We start from the raw sequence: 17,483 nt of genomic DNA, 5'->3' as shown, positions 1-17,483 counted from the left end.
TTTATGCTTTATTGCAGTTACGGTAACGGGTACCGTTTAACACAAACCAAAGAATATAAGGACATCATGCTTACCGGAGCGGAATCCTTAGCCAGCCGTTACAATCCGGTAGCAGGCTGTATTAAATCCTGGGAAAGCAACAACAAATGGCAGTTTCCCGTGATCATCGACAACATGATGAACCTGGAGTTCCTGTTCTGGGCTTCCCGGACATCAGGAGACCCTAAGTATAAAGATATGAGTATCTCACATGCCGATAAGACCATAGCCAACCATTTCCGTCCCGATTACAGCACCTACCATGTAGTCTCCTATGATACCATTTCAGGACAACCCGAAAAGAAAAACACCTCGCAGGGTTTTTCCGACGGGTCTACCTGGTCACGGGGTGAAGCATGGGGCCTTTACGGTTATGTGATGACCTACCGTGAGACCAGGGAGAAAAGATACCTTGAACAGGCGATGCATATTGCGGATTTTATATTGAACCATCCTAACCTGCCTGAAGACAAGATCCCTTACTGGGATTTCAATGCCCCTGATATCCCTAATACCTTACGCGATGCCTCCGCTGGCGCCATCATGGCCTCCGCCCTGATAGAATTAAGTGGATATGTAGACCAGCCAGAATCAGGGAACTACTTACAGGTAGCAGAGAAGCAGATCCGGACACTATCTTCCCCTGAGTATTTTGCCGGGGCCGGTACCAACGGCAACTTCCTCCTGAAACATTCTGTCGGTTCGTTGCCGCATAATTCAGAAGTGGATGTACCGCTTTCTTATGCCGATTATTATTATGTAGAAGCTTTATTACGTATGAGAAACCGGATAGCAGTAAAATAAACCAGGTGGTTTGGTATGACAAACGATTGAATCAGGATAAACAGGTAAAGGTCAATTGGCGGATTTACTTTTTCAATCACTTATCCTGATTTTCCGAGTCATAACAAGTAATTAGACACCCTTTCATATTGAAAAATGTGTTGTTGTATATATTCGATAATCAATAATCTATGTTTAAAAAGAATATCATATTATTTATACTGTTCATAGTTTGTTTTACGGGATTTTCCCAAATTCCTGATAAAAAAATGTTCGGTAAAAAATATATCAGAGAAACGGTGCTTAAGGTGACCGAATGGCAGTTAAAATATCCCAAGCACGATCCCCGCTCCTGGACGAATGGCGCATTTTATGCTGGCGTATTTGCTGCATGGGAAACCACGAAGTCGAAAAGTATATACCAGGCATTGCTGGATATGGGGGAACGTACGGAATGGAAACCCGGGCGGTTTTACTGGCATGCTGATCATATAGCTATTTGCCAGGCATATATTGATCTTTACCGGCAAGAGAAAAAGCAGGAGATGATACAGCCGACCATAGATACCATACAGCTTTTTATGAACAATCCTTATCCTGATAGGGGGAAGATAGAAATCATTAAATGGTGGTGGTGTGATGCGTTATTCATGGCACCGCCCGTATTGGTAAAATTAGGGGTAACGACAGGGGATGATGAATATTTCAGAAAAACTGATGAATATTTTAAAGAATGTTATGATCTGCTCTATAATAAAGAAGAGTGTCTTTTTGCCCGTGACCTGAATTATGTGATCAGAAAAGATGGAAAAGGCCGGTTTGAAGCAAATGGGAAGAAAATATTCTGGTCTCGTGGTAATGGATGGGTAATGGGTGGATTGGCCCGTATTCTGGACGAACTCCCTAAGGATTATCCTCAACGGTCATTTTATGAGACATTGTTTAAAGAAATAGCTGCAAAAATTGCTTCGATACAGCAATCCGACGGATTATGGCGTGCCAGCCTGCTCGATCCGGATTCTTATCCCGGAGGTGAAGTCAGCGGATCGGGATTTTTCTGTTATGCATTGGCATGGGGGATTAATAATAAATTATTGGATAAAGCGACTTATCTTCCTGTTGTCAGGAAAGCGTGGATTGCTTTGAATGGCTGTGTGAATGAGGAAGGAAGGATAGGCTGGGTACAGCCTGTGGGAGCAGATCCACGTAAAAACTTTAATGCCGATAGCTGGGAAGTGTATGGGACAGGCGCTTTTCTACTGGCTGCAAGTGAAGTAATAAAATTAAAATAATTGTCTTTTCTGAATGATCTGTGATTTAAATCCTTAAAAAATGAAATGTTGTAAAATATGCCTGATGCTGGTTTTTATGACCGGCGTTGTTTCAGCCCAATCATTGCTCAATAATCAAACGATAGACGGCTATAGAGGGATCTGGTTCTCTCTGGGAAAATCCGAATACGGATATAAATACTCAGGAGGATTGGGGACTTATACCGTGAAACACGATCCGCTTGCCATATATGCTCCGGAAGTGAACAAAACATTTTTTGTATATGGCGGTACCCCTTCAATTGAAGAAAGACGCCTCCTCTGTATGGTCGGTTGCTTCGATCATAAAACGGGAATGATATCCAGGCCTGTGGTTGTTTTTGATAAGGAGAAAGTGAATGATCCGCATGATGACCCCACTATATTGATAGATTCCCAGGGTTATATATGGGTATATGTAGCAGGAAGGGCCAATTCACGTCCCGGACACCGTTACCGCAGCCTGAAACCCTATGATATTTCGGAATTCGAGCTGATCAATTCTTCTGTTATGGCTTATCCGCAACCTATATACGTGGAGGGTCAGGGACATTTTCTGTTTTTCACCCGTTACGACGGCGTTCGCCAGCTTTTTTTCCAGACAAGTCCTGACGGAAGAAACTGGAGTGATCATCGACAAATAGCATCCATTATCGGTGAGGGCGAAAAACATTCGGGACATTACAGTACTACCGGGCATCAGGGGAATAAAATAGCCATAGCCTTTAACCGGCATCCGGATGGAAAAGTGGATTACCGGACAAATATGTATTACCTTCAGACTACCGATTTTGGCAAAACCTGGACCACAGTAGACGGAAAACGGATCGATTTACCGGTAAAAGACCGTTTGAACCCGTCGCTGGTACTTGAAGTCGAATCGGAAGGGAAGAACCTGTATGTAAAAGACATCAATTTTGATACCCAGGATAACCCTGTTATCCTGTACTTAACAAGCGAAGGATGGGAATCCGGCCCTGTAAACGGAGCCCGTCAGTGGTATGTATGCCATTGGACAGGTAAAAAATGGAAACATTCCCCCATCACTACATCCACCCATAATTATGATTCGGGAAGTATCTGGGTAGAAGGAAATACCTGGATGGTTATTGCTCCTACAGATCCCGGTCCGCAGAAGTGGGGGACAGGTGGCGAGGTCGTTTCATGGGAGAGCAATAACCGTGGCGCTACATGGAAGAGAAAATATACTTATACCAAAGATAGTCCGCGCAATCACGGATACGTCCGCAGGCCTGTCAAAGCAAAAGATCCGTTTTATTGCATGTGGGCAGACGGTCATTCTGATATTTTCAGTATTTCCCAGCTTTATTTTGGAGATTCACAGGGTAATATCTACATGATGCCCTATCAGATGCGGAATGATTGGGAAAAACCGGTAAAGATCGGTACAGCGGATAAAATAATATGCAATACTGCTGATGAAATAGCCTCTATTGCGAAGGAAATGCAAAGTATGGATATGGATAAAAAACGGATCTCGATAGGGAAATATGAAATTACCCAAAAACAATGGTATGCCGTGATGGGAGATAATCCGTCGCATTTTCAGGGAGAGACTTTACCGGTAATGAATGTGAGCTGGAAAGACGTGCAGGTTTTTGTCGGAAAACTGAATAAAATGACCGGTAAAAGCTACCGGTTACCTACCAACGACGAATGGATTTTCGCTGCTAAAGGAGGAATTGCAACAAAGGAGGCCCGGTCTTTCAGCGGAAGTAAAGATATTGCCCGGGTAACCTGGTATACAAAGAACTCGGGAGGTTCGCCGCATCCGGTAGGATCACTGGAACCTAATGAACTGGGGATATATGATATGTCTGGAAATGTATGGGAATGGGTTTCTACCCCGAATACTCCCGATGCAAAAGCATACCATATTTGTGGCGGAGCATGGAACAGTGAAGCCGGGAACTGCACCGTAACGTATTTTAACCGGCATTCATCGGTTTTCAGCAGTTATGATATCGGATTTCGTCTGGTATTGGATGAAAATTGACATGTTGTATGTTATATAGATTAAGTAGATGTTGAGAATTAGTTTATATCAAATTTCTATTATATGTTTGTGTAAACGCATAAATACATCTAGCTATCGCAAAAATCAAGGTTATAGAATTGACAGACAAACAACGTCTGCAATTAGAGAATGGATTTCGCAAAGGCAAGAGCCACTCATTCCGTATTCGTTGTCGTGCTATCCTCTTGAAATCACAAGGTTTGACATCAAAAGAAGTCGGATCACAGACGGAAATGACGCATATATCCGTAAACTCTTGGATAAAACGGTTCGAATCGGAAGGCATCCATGGTCTGGAAACCAGACCCGGACGTGGTCGCAAGCCGATAATGGATTGTTCAGACGAGGAAACAGTCCGCAAAGCCATCGAGGAGGACAGACAGAGTGTGAAAATGGCGAAGGAAGCTTGGCGGCAAGCCTCTGGAAAAGAAGCGAGCGAGAGTACTTTCAGGGCTTTTTTATCCGCATTGGCGCGAGATATAGACGTATAAGAAAACGTCCCAAGGGGAAACCCTCGCCGCCGCTCTACGCGTATAAGACCGAGAAGCTGCAGGAACTCGAACAACAGGCAACTGACGGATTCATCGACCTTTATTTTGGAGATGAGAGTCATATCTGCTCCGAAGGATATGTTCCTTATGGCTGGCAATTCCGAGGTGAGGATGTCTTTATACCTTCTCAAAAAGGAATGAGGCTCAATATATTCGGTATGATTGACCGCAATAACCGATATGATGGATTCTCCACAACCGAAAGTATTACGGCAGACAAAGTCGCCGATTTCCTTGACCGACTTTCTTTCCGCATCCGGAAGAATACTTTTGTTGTGCTTGACAACGCCAAAGTACATCGTTGTAAACTTATTGCCGAGCTTCGACCGGCATGGAAAAAAAGAGGTCTTTTTCTGTTTTTCCTTCCTCCATACAGCCCACATCTCAATATCGCTGAAACACTTTGGCGCATACTTAAAGGCAAATGGCTTAGACCTGCGGATTATTTTTCCACAGACTCTCTGCTTTACGCTACCAATAGAGCGTTGGCCGCGGTCGGAAATGAACTCTATATTAAATTTGCCCATGCGGCTTAATATAAATTAATTGTTAAGACTTACTTACATGATATATTTACACATTTGTTATTTGAATTTTTCATATTAACAGTTATTTGTAAATATTCAATATGCAATCATCAATTGTCGATTATATAAGTCTGTCATCATATTTTTTGTACTTTGGTTTCCTGGCTTATAGTTTTCTCAAAAATGACCGGTCCGGAAAGCCGGAAGGAATGGATATCTACCGGCATGTAGTCGAGAAAGGAATCCAAGTGTAGTGGTATCAATATTTTACCTCATTCCGGTGGGAATGATATCTTATCCAGATAGAAGAAGGATATATAAGGAAAAGAATTATTTTTGTTTTTCCCGGGATCACTGATGTTGGACTTAGCCATTATTATTTGATGTAGTCAGGTGAAAATTTATAATAGAAAAATGAAGAAAAATATTTGTCTGTTTTTTCTGCTTATATCGATCAACACTCTTTTTGCGGCACCTTATATCATCCTGAAATTTGATGATTTAGGTGTAAGGGATTCTATCTGCACATGTAAAAAAACGCTTGATTATTTAAAACAAAAAAAGATCAAAGCCTCTTTTGGGATCATTGCCAACCGGTTGGATGAAACTGCCTTTATCACGCTTCAACCTTATCTGGAAGCGGTGAATGATCGTAATGAAGTCTTATTTGAGATGTGGCATCATGGACTGGACCATAAAAAACCCGAATTTCAGGGGACATCATATGTCTACCAAAAAGATCATTTTGAACAGGCTGCACAGAAGATAAACAAATTATTAGGGATCACGCTCAGGACTTTTGGCACTCCATATAATGCAAGCGATACGATCACCAATAGGGTGATTTCGGAAAATGCTGATTTTCATGTATTTATGTTTGCAAGTGTTCTGCCTACATCTGTTTCCGGAATAAAATACCTGAACAATAGGGTAAATATCGAGAACGGTACCGGGAATATCAGTTTTTCCTATTTTTTGGATAATTATCAGTCTGCAAAAAATAAATATACTGACTACATGATCCTGCAGGCTCATCCCAATGGTTGGGATCAATTGAAAATAGATGAGCTGGATAAAATCATAAATTTTTTATTATCGGAAGGCGCCGGATTCATATTGCCTGATGAGTATGGTTTGCTGCTGTGAAAACAACCATAAACAATCTGATTGTTTAGATACAGGCATATTTCAGGGTGAACCTGTCTGATGGCAAACCGGTCATATTAAAGATAATAAAAATTATTGTGGATTGTATCATTCATTTTTTTACATACATTTGCAATGTACTGTAAAGATTATGAATGTGCCGTCAAAGGGAAAGTTAGTCATTCAGAATATTGAGGACTTCAATCAGCAATTTGAAAGTTATTATGAGTGGTCCTGTGCTGTCGCAACCGTATTTGTCCACGATATAGTTGTTGCGGAGGATATTGCTGCGGAGTCTTTTATTGCCCTTTGGAATAAGCGGGATACGATCCATACTTCCCTTCGTCCTTACTTGCTGAAGATCATCCGGAATAAAGCACTGAATCACATACGGCATCTCAAGGCCCAGCAACAACTAAAAGAAAATATTCAGGAAAAAATGCTGGATTATCAGGAAGAACTGATCCTTCAAATGGACCATCCGTTCAGTTATGTCGACCGGAAAGAAGTGAAACAGATCATTGAGGATGCCATCGAGAAATTACCTGCAAAATGCAGGCAGATATTCCTGATGAACCATATGGAAGAAAAATCGTATAAAGAGATCTCGGAAAAGCTGGATATAACTGAAAATACCATTAAAACGCAGATGCGGATCGCTTATGGGAAATTACGGGAATTACTGAAAGATAAATTCGTATTTCTCTTTGTGTTTTAATATTAAAAACAGAAAAGAAGATAAAAATAAAAGGATACAAGATCAAACTTGTACCCTCTTATTTTTATCTGTTAAGACTAAAAAATTAGTCTTTTGGATTACCAATGATTAAAAATGGAACATTAAGAAAACTTGTCCTGTGGTAGCGGTCCTGACTCCTGCAGTACTGGCTAAATCAGCAGAATTTCTTAACCTTCCTTCAACAGTTTGAACCCTGTTGGAAGCTGCATCAAATGTTTCAGCTTTCCATTCCGATTGTCCTTTGATGGAGTAAATAAATGCAAGATTAAGTTCACCACCGATAGACATCTGGGGAGCGAAGAAATATTCTACACCCACAAATGCACCTACACCAAGGTTGAAAGTTTTACCCATTTTTAATTCAGTCTGACGAAAACCCATAGGACCTGTATTGGCCGGGTTGTCAAAATCTGTTGTTGTAGGGGTCTGATTCAATTCGGTCATGGGGTTACCATAATCATAGGAATATTTGCCACCGGCATATCCCAGACCCAGTTCACCACCATAGAAACCCTGTACACGGCCACGACCACGACGAAATTCATAACCCACATACAATTCAATATCCTGGGTATTGACATTCTGAACATCCACGATGGTAGCAAAAGAGTTCAACGGATTATTTGCAATTTCCGTATCGTTTGTTACAGTGCCTTTGTTCTGATCTTTATAGATATTCAACCGTAATTTAGCACGGATGGCACGATCATCTTCCAGAAAATATTTACCGTAAATGGTATTATTTACACCATTGAACATCTTGTCGGCAAAATTATTGTCATTTGATTTTCCGAAAAAATTACCCATGTAATTCAGAAAAGGGGTTGCATCGATACCCAGAGCATAATCTCCGGCCTGGGGAAGAAGGGAAACACCGCGTTTGCTTGAAAAGGCGGGGTCATTCATGGTTTCTTCAATCACTACCAGATCCTGTGCCTGTACAGCGAAAGCCACGCATAGACACAAGCTGAGTGACATAAATATTTTTTTCATGTTATCTTCTTTATATGTAAATAAGAATTATTAGATTTTGTCACCAGCGTTTTTAACTTCAGTATAATAAGCGTCTGTACTTAACTCCCATTGATCAAGATATACTGTTTCTCCTGGTTTTGCTGAATTAGAATCTTTTTCCTGGCTATCCCATATTACGTTGATGGTCTTACTGCTACCTGCATTGGCAGGATCAGCTACTCTGACACTTCCTGTAAATTGGCTCAGTTTTACGCTTACAACAGAACCGCTTACACCTACAGGAGCTGTAATGGTGAATTCTCCTGTCGATGCAGTATAACTGATGTTACTTGACGGAATAACATACGTTCCGCCTGCAGCATTTCCGTTAAGACTGGTATAAGGAACAGTTGCAGAGATTACCACTTCCCTGGGTGCAGACCAGGTCGGTTCAGTTTTGGTTTCGTCTTCGTTGATCAGGATTTTACCCTTGATAGTTGCTGTACGATTCAAATCTACGTTTAAGGAATCTGCTGTATCTTCCTTAGCACAGCTACTTAAACCTACTGACAGTACGATGGCTGCCATTGCTAATAAACTAAAAACTTTTTTCATTTTTCCTAAAAAATTAATTAAACAAATTTATTTAAATTAAAAATCACTTTAATGACAAATTTTGTGCCAAACAGAGTATTTTTGGATCCGGATTTCACCGGCTTTTGACGAAAGTTTACTTTATTTAAACGAACGTATTCTTTATGTCCGTAATACAAATCAAAACCATCTCGTCTCCAAGTCCTCTGTCCGGTGTATTTTTTATACAAATTAATATGGAACCAGATCTGTATTTTTCCTATATGCGGTGCAAAAATAGAAAAATTTTGTCAGATATACTAAAAAATATCATATTTTTTTCATAACCAGCCTATTGCTACATCCTGTCCGGTGCATCTATCCCCAGCAGGTCTAGGGCAGTACGGATCACCTGTGCCACATATTTTGAAAGCAATACCCTGAATAACCTGACGGATGTTTCCTTTTCCCCCAGTATGGAGTAGTCATGATAAAACTGATTATATTCTTTGGCCAGTTCATACACATAATTGGCGATCAGTGCCGGGCTGTATGTCTCCGCGGCACTCTGTACGATCCCGGGAAAGTTATATACAGCATGGATCAGCGCTTTTTCTTTATTTTCCAGAACAATGCCCATATCTGCCTTTGCGTGGATATCTATCCCGTTTTCGGTAGCTTTTCGTAATATCGACTGTATCCGGGCATGTGTATATTGTATGAAAAGGCCTGTATTGCCGTTGAAATCGATCGATTCTTTCGGATCGAATAACATGTTCTTTTTGGGGTCCACCTTTAGAATGAAATATTTTAAAGCCCCCATACCGATCGTACGGACAATCTTATCGGCTTCTTCAGAAGACAATCCTTCCAGTTTGCCCAATTCTTTTGACATTTCCCTGGATGTTTCGACCATCTCGTCCATCAGGTCATCGGCATCTACTACCGTTCCTTCCCTGGATTTCATCTTTCCCTCAGGCAATTCCACCATTCCGTACGACATATGTTTCAGGCTCTTTGCCCATGAATAACCCAATTTGCCTAAGATCAACGATAAGACCTGGAAATGGTAGTTCTGTTCGTTGCCAACCACATAAACCAGTTCATCGATGTTATATTCTTCAAACCTTTGGCAGGCAGTCCCGATGTCTTGTGTCATATATACGGAGGTACCGTCGGAACGTAACAACAACTTTTCATCCAGTCCGTCGGCTGTAAGATCGGCCCAGATGGAACCGTCCTCTTTCCGGTAGAATACCCCTTTTTTAAGTCCTTCGAGTACTATTTCCTTACCCAGCAGATAGGTTTCCGACTCATAATATACCCGGTCAAAATCTACCCCCAGCCTTTTGTAGGTAATGTCAAAACCATCATATACCCATCCGTTCATCTTTTCCCAGAGTGCTACCGTTTCAGGGTCTTTGGCTTCCCATTTGCGTAGCATATCCTGTGCTTCCAGGATCAGCGGCGCTTTCCGGGCAGCTTCCTCCTTATCTGTTCCCTGCTCTTCCAGTTGGGCGATCTCTTTCTTATATTCGATATCGAATTTTACATAATAATCACCTACCAGATGGTCTCCTTTTTTTCCGGAGCTTTGGGGTGTTTCCCCGTTGCCCCACTTTTTCCAGGCCAGCATTGATTTACATATATGGATTCCCCGGTCATTCACCAGATTGACCTTAAGGATACAGTTCCCGTTGGCTGCCAGTATTTTGGACAGCGAATAACCCAGTAAATTATTCCGGATATGTCCTAGATGTAAAGGTTTATTGGTATTAGGGGATGAATATTCGATCATCTTCATGGGTACCCCGTCCGATGGTTTCTTTTTGCCGTATTCTTCATCAAAAGCGGTCCCGGACATGAAGTCCAGCCAGGTCGCATCGGCAATCACCAGATTCAGGAAACCCTTGATCACATTGAACCGGCTGATTTCCGGACTATTTGCCTGCATATACTCGCCAATGGCCGTGGCAGTTGCTTCAGGTGATTGTTTGGATGTTTTCAACAAGGGAAAAACCACCATCGTGAAATCGCCTTCAAACTCTTTACGTGTTTCCTGTATCTGCAGTAAATTTTCTGCCACCTGTACTCCATATAATGCAGTAATCGCTTCTCCGGCACGCTGTGCCAATATTTTCTCAAGATGTATCATTCGAATAAAAAATAAAATCTATACCTATCAGTGATATTAACGTCCGGCAGGTCTGAACATACGGTTGAGACGTATGTTGAACGGGAACGATTTCTCTTTATTCAGGGACAACCATACAAACCGGGGAGCGCCGACGATATGGTCTTCAGGAACGAATCCCCAGAAACGTGAATCCAGGGAATCATGGCGGTTATCCCCCATCATCCAGTAATAATCCATCCGGAAAGTATAATTGTCCGTTTTTGTACCGTTGATATAAATATCGCCGTCTTTTATTTTCAGTTCATTTCCTTCGTAAGCGCTGATGATCCGTTCATATAAACTGATATTGGACGTATCGATCTTAATGGTTACGCCTTTTTGCGGGATCCACATCGGCCCGAAATTATCAGCATTCCATGGATAGCGTCCGTCATGCGGGAAGACTTCAGGATCATATATTCCTTCAGGCCTGGACAATAATTCTACAGATTGAACATTAGCGAGTTTTTTTACCTTTTCAACATTGGTATCGACCAGGGGAATATCGAATATTCCGTTTGCCAGCAACCGGACATCATCCTGATAGATATCCAGGCGTTCCAGTGTCTTACTGTTGATCCGGGATCCATCCGTCTGAACGGCATATCGATACTGGATTTTTTCAAACCGTTCCTGTGGTACTCCGTTCACATAAATCTGTGCATTTACAATTTTCAGGGTATCTCCCGGTAGTCCGACGCATCGTTTGATATAATTATCCCGTTTATCAACAGGACGCACGGTAATTTCAAAGTTGTCCATCAGCCATTTCCGTGCCTGGTCTGCATAATATTCGTAAGGATGTTCTCCTCTTCCCAGGTTCATGTCAGATTCCTCCAGGCTTTTGGCTTTACGACGAACCAGGGCATGATAGCTTTCCGATTGGTGCATCACGATCACCGTATCTCCTTCCGGAAAGTTGAACACCACAATATCATCCCTTTTGATATCTGTGAATCCTTTCAGGCGTTTGTAAGGCCATTTGATCCATTCCACATACGATTTCGTATTTTGGGTCAGCGGCATAGTATGTTGTGCGAACGGGAACGATAGAGGTGTATTGGGTAATTTCGGCCCGTATTTCAATTTGCTTACATATAAATGGTCACCGATCTGTAATGTTTTTTCCATGGATCCGGTCGGAATTTTGTAATTCTGGAATATGAAAATATTGATCAGGGTCACAGCGATCACAGCGAATATCAGGGCGTCGATCCACTCTACCACTTTGCTGTTAGGTCCTTTGCGTTTTTTCCAGAATGCCCAGTTGACTTTTTTGGTGACATAAATATCAAAAATAACAGGGACACCCAATAAAAGCCACCAGCTACCTACCCAAAGGGTCCAGAGAAGGTACAGAAAGATGACTACTCCGAATTTAAAATATTTGTTGGACAATATTTTGACATGCCTGGGTACCTGATGATTTTCACCTGATTGATCAACAGTTCCTTGTGAATCCTTATTTTCTTTATTTTTCATGATACGAAATATTCATTAAGCACTCAGTGCTATTTATTGTTTTCTTAAATCGCATTGACCAAATTGATTACAGTTACTAAATATGACATTAATATATTGACATTACTTAAACTGGCCGCTGCAAAATTAGCAAATCCTTTGAATTCCTCTATTCAATGGTTCAAAAGGTTGGCATTAAATCTTTTCTATAAAATTTTTCAAAATAACCTCTCCAACGATTCCACTCTTTTCAGGGTGAAACTGTAATGCATAAAAATTCTTGCGCCGGAGTGCTGCAGAAAACGCTTCTGGATGTTCAGACGCTGCAATCGTGTCGGACCCTAAAGGCGCATAATAGCTATGTACAAAATATACATAGGGATTTTCCCCTAATCCGTCAAATAATGGAGATTGCATTTGTTGCAGGCTGTTCCAGCCCATGTGAGGTACTTTTATCCCTTCCGAGGGATGGAAACGAACAATTTCCTCATCAAATATGTTCAGGCAGGAAGTATTTCCTTCTTGTGACCGGCGACACATCAATTGCATGCCTACGCAAATTCCCAGTACGGGTTGTTCTAATCCGCGGATCAGATCATCCAACTGATGTTCATGTAAATAACGCATGGTGGTGGAAGCTTCTCCCACTCCCGGAAAAATTACTTTATCCGCCTCTTTTATTTTCCGGTGGTCTCCTGTTATTTCCGCTTTTATCCCTAAACGCCGCAGGGCGTAATCCACTGAAAAAATATTCCCGGCGTTGTATTTTACAATAACAATGTACAATGAACTGAAAATTAAAATTTGTCTATGAATGGCCTATTATTTTTCCGTCATTCATTTCATATTGCATGTCCGACATTTCTGCCAGATGCGTATCATGGGTGACTATTACAAAAGTCTGCCGGAAAGTATCCCGCAAAGTAAAGAACAGGGAATGCAATTCCTGTTTGTTTTGTGAATCGAGATTTCCCGACGGTTCATCGGCAAAGATCACTTTCGGATCGTTGATCAAAGCCCTTGCAACCGAGACACGTTGCTGTTCTCCGCCCGAAAGTTCATCGGGCTTATGGGATAAACGTTCCGAAAGTCCGAGAAACGAAAGTAATTCCCTGGCTTTTTCCTCAGCTTTGGCTTTGGATATATTGTTAATGTATGCCGGAATACATACATTCTCCAGGGCAGTGAATTCAGGCAATAAATGATGAAACTGAAAGACAAAACCGATATTCTGGTTCCGGAACCTTGATATTTCCTTTTCGTTTAACTGGCTCACTTCATTATCTCCAATGAATACTTTACCGGAAGTCGGGCGACTTAAGGTGCCCAATATCTGTAATAAGGTTGTTTTTCCGGCACCGCTGGCGCCTACAATGGAAACAATTTTCCCTTCCGGGATTTGTATATCGATCCCTTTTAATACCTGTAGATTTCCAAATGACTTTGTAATATTTTCTCCGCGGATCATGCTTCCGGTTCTTTTGTTTCTTCGGCATCCCCGGTTTGAGGCGCTGTATCTTCTTCTGCTGGATGTTCTCCGGATTCGGCTATCTGATTTTCAGTAGCATATTCATTGCCTTCATAACTGTTGTATTCCTGATTATTGTAATAATAATCATAGTTATATGGATCCTGGTATTCTTCAAGGGCAGATGCGGTTTCATTTACCGATTCCTGCATAGGATCGGAGATTTCTTTATTGAATGTGTCGGAAAGATCACTCTGTATAGATTTTATGTCATCCATCACACCGGAAGTATTCTCACTGAATTCACGTTTGATATCATCGGTTGCTTTTCTGAATTCACGCACACCTTTACCCATCATACGTGCGATATCCGGGATCTTATCAGCCCCGAACAACAGCAATACGGCCAGTAAAATAACAAAAATCTCACCACCACTGACAAAAAGAAGAGTCGAAACCATCGTCTAAATTTTTGCTGCGAAGATACGAAAAAGGATTTATATTTAATATTAATGTATATTGTTTCCTGCAAAGATCATTCCATGATAAAGATGCAACTTTTGAAAAAAAAGTTATCAACATCTTGTTTTTAATAAAAAAAGCCGTACCTTTGCAAACCAAAATTTTAAAGTAGTTTGAATTATAGGTAAATAGGGAGTCGGATATACTCTATATTAGATGTACAGTTTATCTATTCGGATATCGATTTTTAATTAATTATTAAAACAAATCATCAAAAACAGTAAAAATGACTGATCCAATAGCAGATTTGTTGACCCGTATTCGTAATGGCATTATGGCCAAGCACAGGGTGGTAGATTGCCCTGCATCGAATATCAAGAAGAACATCGTTAAGATACTTTTTGAAAAGGGCTACATTCTCAATTACAAATTTGAAGAATCAGGAGAAGGCAAGCCTCAGGGTAATATTAAAATTGCCTTAAAGTACAATCCTGAAACAAAACAACCCGCAATCAAATCAATACAGCGTGTGAGTCGCCCGGGATTGCGGAAGTATGTAGGCCATGACAAGCTTCCCCGCGTATTGAACGGACTGGGGGTTGCTGTTATTTCTACTTCACAAGGTGTGATGACTGATAAAGAAGCCCGCCAGAAAAATATAGGCGGAGAAGTAATTTGTTACGTTTATTAATTAATGAGGAGGAAATTATGTCAAGGATAGGAAAATTACCCATTTCATTACCGGATAAAGTAACGGTTACCATTCAGCCCGACAATACAGTTGTGGTAAAAGGACCTCTTGGTGAATTAAGCCAGAAAGTGGATGTTGATATCACCGTAAAACAAGAAGACAAACAATTAGTCATTACCCGCCCTACCGATCAGAAACGTCACCGTTCCTTACATGGATTGTACCGTTCTTTACTGAACAATATGGTTGTCGGTGTTTCTGAAGGTTTCACCATTAAGCAGGAACTGGTAGGTGTTGGTTACAGAGCCGAAGCAAAAGGCCAGATTCTCGAAATGAGTCTAGGTTATTCGCACGATATTATGCTCGCTTTGCCTGATGAAGTTAAGGTAACCACTGTTACTGAAAAACGCGCAAACCCGATCATTACTTTGCAAAGCATCGATAAACAATTAATAGGACAGGTTGCGGCGAAAATCCGCTCATTACGTCCGCCTGAACCATACAAAGGTAAAGGTATCAAGTTTGTCGGTGAACAATTGAGAAGAAAAGCCGGTAAGTCGGCAAGTGCGAAATAATGTATATTGAATGTAATATCTCAATATTTTAATAGAGAATAAAATGGCATTAACAAAAATAGAAAGACGGGAGCGCATCAAAAAAAGAATCCGCAAAGTCGTTTCCGGAACGGCTGAAAAGCCACGTATGTCGGTCTTTCGCAGCAACAATCAAATATATGTGCAATTAATCGACGATTTGACAGGTGCTACCCTTTTGAGTGCATCATCACGTTGTAAGGAGGTTGCCGGACAGAAAGTAAATAAAATTGAACAGGCCAAACAGGTTGGAAAATTAGTTGCCGAGCGTTCCCTTGCAAAAGGAATCAGCAATGTGGTTTTTGACCGGAACGGTTACCTGTATCATGGAAGAATTAAATCGTTGGCCGACGCAGCGCGAGAAGGCGGACTTAAATTTTAAGAAATATTATGTCAACAAGTATTCGTAAAGTAAAAACGGCCGATTTAGAATTAAAAGACAGGTTGGTCAGTATCCAGCGTGTTACTAAAGTAACCAAAGGGGGCCGTACATTTAGTTTCTCAGCCATTGTTGTTGTTGGAAACGAAAACGGAATAGTCGGTTATGGATTGGGAAAATCCAATGAAGTAACTTCAGCTATTGCCAAAGGTGTTGAAGATGCAAAAAAGAACCTGATAAAAGTTCCTATTTTAAACAGGACTTTACCTCACGAACAAATAGCACGTTACGGTGGAGCCACTGTATTCATGAAACCTGCATCACCGGGTACCGGAGTTAAGGCAGGGGGTGCTATGCGTGCAGTTCTTGAAAGCGTAGGTGTACATGATGTATTGGCAAAATCGAAAGGTTCATCCAACCCTCACAACCTGGTAAAAGCTACCTTTGAGGCTTTGATGCAACTCCGCGATGCCCGTACTATTGCACAACAACGCGGTATTAGTTTAGATAAAGTGTTTAACGGTTAGTAATTCATTCAAACAATGGCGAAAATTCGTATTACATTAACAAAAAGCATTATCGGGGCCAGCAAACGTCAGGTGGCTACAGTTAAAGCTTTGGGGTTGGGAAAAATGAATTCGACTGTCGAACATGAGAGCACACCCCAGATTTTAGGAATGGTTCAGAAAGTAAACCATTTGGTGAGTGTTGAAAAATAGATATAAACTTATATTATCATAAGAATCAAATGAATTTAAGTAGTCTGAAACCGGCTGACGGGTCGGTGAAAAAAGAAGGGAAACGACTTGGTCGCGGACAAGGAAGTGGCAAAGGCGGTACTTCTACAAAAGGACACAAAGGTCAGAAAGCGATTTCCGGGTATTCGAAGAAAATCGGATTTGAAGGAGGTCAAATGCCTTTACAACGCCGTGTTCCTAAATTCGGTTTCAAAAATCAGTTCCGTAAAGAATATAAAGCAGTCAATCTTGATGCGTTGGAAGCTTTTGCAGAAAAAACAGGAATCGTATCCATCGATGTGGATACATTAGTCAATGCCGGCTTAGCACCTAAAAACAGTTTGGTAAAAATTTTAGGTAAAGGCACCCTGACCAAAAAACTGGAAGTCAAAGCGCACGCATTTTCTAATTCGGCTAAAACAGCTATCGAAGCGTTAGAAGGAACAGCCGTAATACAATAAAAGAATGAAGGCTTTTATTCAGACAATTAAGAATATTTGGAAAATCGAAGACCTGCGCTCAAGGATTCTGTATACATTAGGAATAATTTTGGTGTACAGGCTTTGTTCGTTCGTAACATTACCCGGTATCGATCCTCATGAATTAACGGCGCTGAAAGATCAGACTGCCGGTGGAGTAATGGGATTGCTGGATATGTTCTCGGGGGGTGCATTTTCTAATGCATCAATTGTAGCATTGGGTATCATGCCGTATATCACTGCCTCCATCGTAGTGCAGTTATTGGGTATAGCCATCCCGTTCTTCCAGAAAATGCAAAGGGAAGGCGAAAGCGGACGCCGGAAAATCAATCAGATTACCCGTTACCTGACGGTTGTGATCTTAATTTTCCAGGCAC

General features: G+C 41.2%; 21 protein-coding genes. 14 read left to right on the top strand and 7 right to left on the bottom strand.

Annotated elements, in window-relative coordinates:
- The 7 genes from LBQ60_04710 to LBQ60_04680 all read left to right on the top strand — a co-directional run.
- On the top strand, positions 1-843 hold an 843-nt coding region (locus LBQ60_04710; GenBank protein ID MDR2037205.1), incomplete at its 5' end, for a glycoside hydrolase family 88 protein.
- A 248-nt stretch (positions 844-1,091) separates the two neighbouring features.
- Positions 1,092-2,114, top strand: coding sequence for a glycoside hydrolase family 88 protein (locus tag LBQ60_04705; GenBank protein ID MDR2037204.1), 1,023 nt, complete (start codon positions 1,092-1,094; stop codon positions 2,112-2,114).
- A 40-nt stretch (positions 2,115-2,154) separates the two neighbouring features.
- The gene (locus tag LBQ60_04700) at positions 2,155-4,149 is read left to right on the top strand and encodes an SUMF1/EgtB/PvdO family nonheme iron enzyme (GenBank protein MDR2037203.1); all 1,995 of its coding nucleotides are present in this window, start codon (positions 2,155-2,157) and stop codon (positions 4,147-4,149) included.
- A 119-nt stretch (positions 4,150-4,268) separates the two neighbouring features.
- Entirely contained in the window at positions 4,269-4,661 is a 393-nt protein-coding gene (locus tag LBQ60_04695; protein MDR2037202.1) for a helix-turn-helix domain-containing protein, read from the top strand.
- A complete protein-coding gene (locus LBQ60_04690) occupies positions 4,577-5,257 on the top strand; it encodes an IS630 family transposase (GenBank protein ID MDR2037201.1) in 681 nt (226 codons plus the stop codon). The genes LBQ60_04695 and LBQ60_04690 overlap by 85 nt, the downstream gene beginning before the upstream one ends.
- Positions 5,258-5,662: 405 nt before the next feature.
- Positions 5,663-6,394 (top strand): DUF2334 domain-containing protein, encoded by a 732-nt coding sequence (locus LBQ60_04685; GenBank protein ID MDR2037200.1) that lies wholly within the window; start codon positions 5,663-5,665, stop codon positions 6,392-6,394.
- Positions 6,395-6,551: 157 nt separating this feature from the next.
- Positions 6,552-7,112 carry an RNA polymerase sigma-70 factor gene (locus LBQ60_04680; GenBank protein MDR2037199.1) on the top strand — a complete coding sequence of 187 codons (561 nt, stop codon included), beginning with the start codon at positions 6,552-6,554 and terminating at the stop codon, positions 7,110-7,112.
- Positions 7,113-7,220: 108 nt separating this feature from the next.
- Here the strand turns inward: LBQ60_04680 and LBQ60_04675 are convergent, their stop codons facing one another.
- From LBQ60_04675 to LBQ60_04645, 7 genes are all read right to left on the bottom strand, one after another.
- Positions 7,221-8,126, bottom strand: coding sequence for a hypothetical protein (locus LBQ60_04675; GenBank protein ID MDR2037198.1), 906 nt, complete (start codon positions 8,124-8,126; stop codon positions 7,221-7,223).
- Between the two features lie 30 nt (positions 8,127-8,156).
- Positions 8,157-8,702, bottom strand: a complete 546-nt coding sequence (locus tag LBQ60_04670) for a hypothetical protein (GenBank protein MDR2037197.1) — start codon at positions 8,700-8,702, stop codon at positions 8,157-8,159.
- Between the two features lie 316 nt (positions 8,703-9,018).
- Positions 9,019-10,815, bottom strand: coding sequence for an arginine--tRNA ligase (argS, locus tag LBQ60_04665; protein ID MDR2037196.1), 1,797 nt, complete (start codon positions 10,813-10,815; stop codon positions 9,019-9,021).
- A 36-nt stretch (positions 10,816-10,851) separates the two neighbouring features.
- Positions 10,852-12,318 (bottom strand): signal peptidase I, encoded by a 1,467-nt coding sequence (gene lepB / locus LBQ60_04660; protein MDR2037195.1) that lies wholly within the window; start codon positions 12,316-12,318, stop codon positions 10,852-10,854.
- A gap of 174 nt (positions 12,319-12,492) precedes the next feature.
- Positions 12,493-13,083 carry an imidazole glycerol phosphate synthase subunit HisH gene (hisH, locus tag LBQ60_04655; protein ID MDR2037194.1) on the bottom strand — a complete coding sequence of 197 codons (591 nt, stop codon included), beginning with the start codon at positions 13,081-13,083 and terminating at the stop codon, positions 12,493-12,495.
- A 22-nt stretch (positions 13,084-13,105) separates the two neighbouring features.
- Complete coding sequence (locus LBQ60_04650) at positions 13,106-13,765, bottom strand: ABC transporter ATP-binding protein (GenBank protein ID MDR2037193.1); 660 nt, start codon at positions 13,763-13,765, stop codon at positions 13,106-13,108.
- Complete coding sequence (locus LBQ60_04645) at positions 13,762-14,226, bottom strand: twin-arginine translocase TatA/TatE family subunit (GenBank protein MDR2037192.1); 465 nt, start codon at positions 14,224-14,226, stop codon at positions 13,762-13,764. The genes LBQ60_04650 and LBQ60_04645 overlap by 4 nt, the downstream gene beginning before the upstream one ends.
- 287 nt (positions 14,227-14,513) lie before the next feature.
- On the opposite strand from LBQ60_04645, the gene rpsH reads away from it, so the two are divergent.
- The 7 genes from rpsH to LBQ60_04610 form a co-directional block, all read left to right on the top strand.
- Positions 14,514-14,918 (top strand): 30S ribosomal protein S8, encoded by a 405-nt coding sequence (gene rpsH / locus LBQ60_04640; protein MDR2037191.1) that lies wholly within the window; start codon positions 14,514-14,516, stop codon positions 14,916-14,918.
- Between the two features lie 17 nt (positions 14,919-14,935).
- Positions 14,936-15,493, top strand: coding sequence for a 50S ribosomal protein L6 (rplF, locus tag LBQ60_04635; protein ID MDR2037190.1), 558 nt, complete (start codon positions 14,936-14,938; stop codon positions 15,491-15,493).
- A 43-nt stretch (positions 15,494-15,536) separates the two neighbouring features.
- Positions 15,537-15,893 carry a 50S ribosomal protein L18 gene (gene rplR / locus LBQ60_04630; GenBank protein ID MDR2037189.1) on the top strand — a complete coding sequence of 119 codons (357 nt, stop codon included), beginning with the start codon at positions 15,537-15,539 and terminating at the stop codon, positions 15,891-15,893.
- An 8-nt stretch (positions 15,894-15,901) separates the two neighbouring features.
- Positions 15,902-16,417 carry a 30S ribosomal protein S5 gene (gene rpsE / locus LBQ60_04625; GenBank protein ID MDR2037188.1) on the top strand — a complete coding sequence of 172 codons (516 nt, stop codon included), beginning with the start codon at positions 15,902-15,904 and terminating at the stop codon, positions 16,415-16,417.
- A 15-nt stretch (positions 16,418-16,432) separates the two neighbouring features.
- A complete protein-coding gene (gene rpmD, locus LBQ60_04620) occupies positions 16,433-16,609 on the top strand; it encodes a 50S ribosomal protein L30 (GenBank protein ID MDR2037187.1) in 177 nt (58 codons plus the stop codon).
- 29 nt (positions 16,610-16,638) lie between these two features.
- Complete coding sequence (gene rplO, locus LBQ60_04615; protein MDR2037186.1) at positions 16,639-17,088, top strand: 50S ribosomal protein L15; 450 nt, start codon at positions 16,639-16,641, stop codon at positions 17,086-17,088.
- A 4-nt stretch (positions 17,089-17,092) separates the two neighbouring features.
- Positions 17,093-17,483: preprotein translocase subunit SecY (locus LBQ60_04610; GenBank protein MDR2037185.1), on the top strand; the 391-nt coding region annotated here is incomplete at its 3' end.

The organism is Bacteroidales bacterium (assembly GCA_031275285.1).
Lineage (GTDB): Bacteria > Bacteroidota > Bacteroidia > Bacteroidales > UBA4181 > JAIRLS01.
This window is presented reverse-complemented; position numbering and strand designations above follow the sequence as displayed.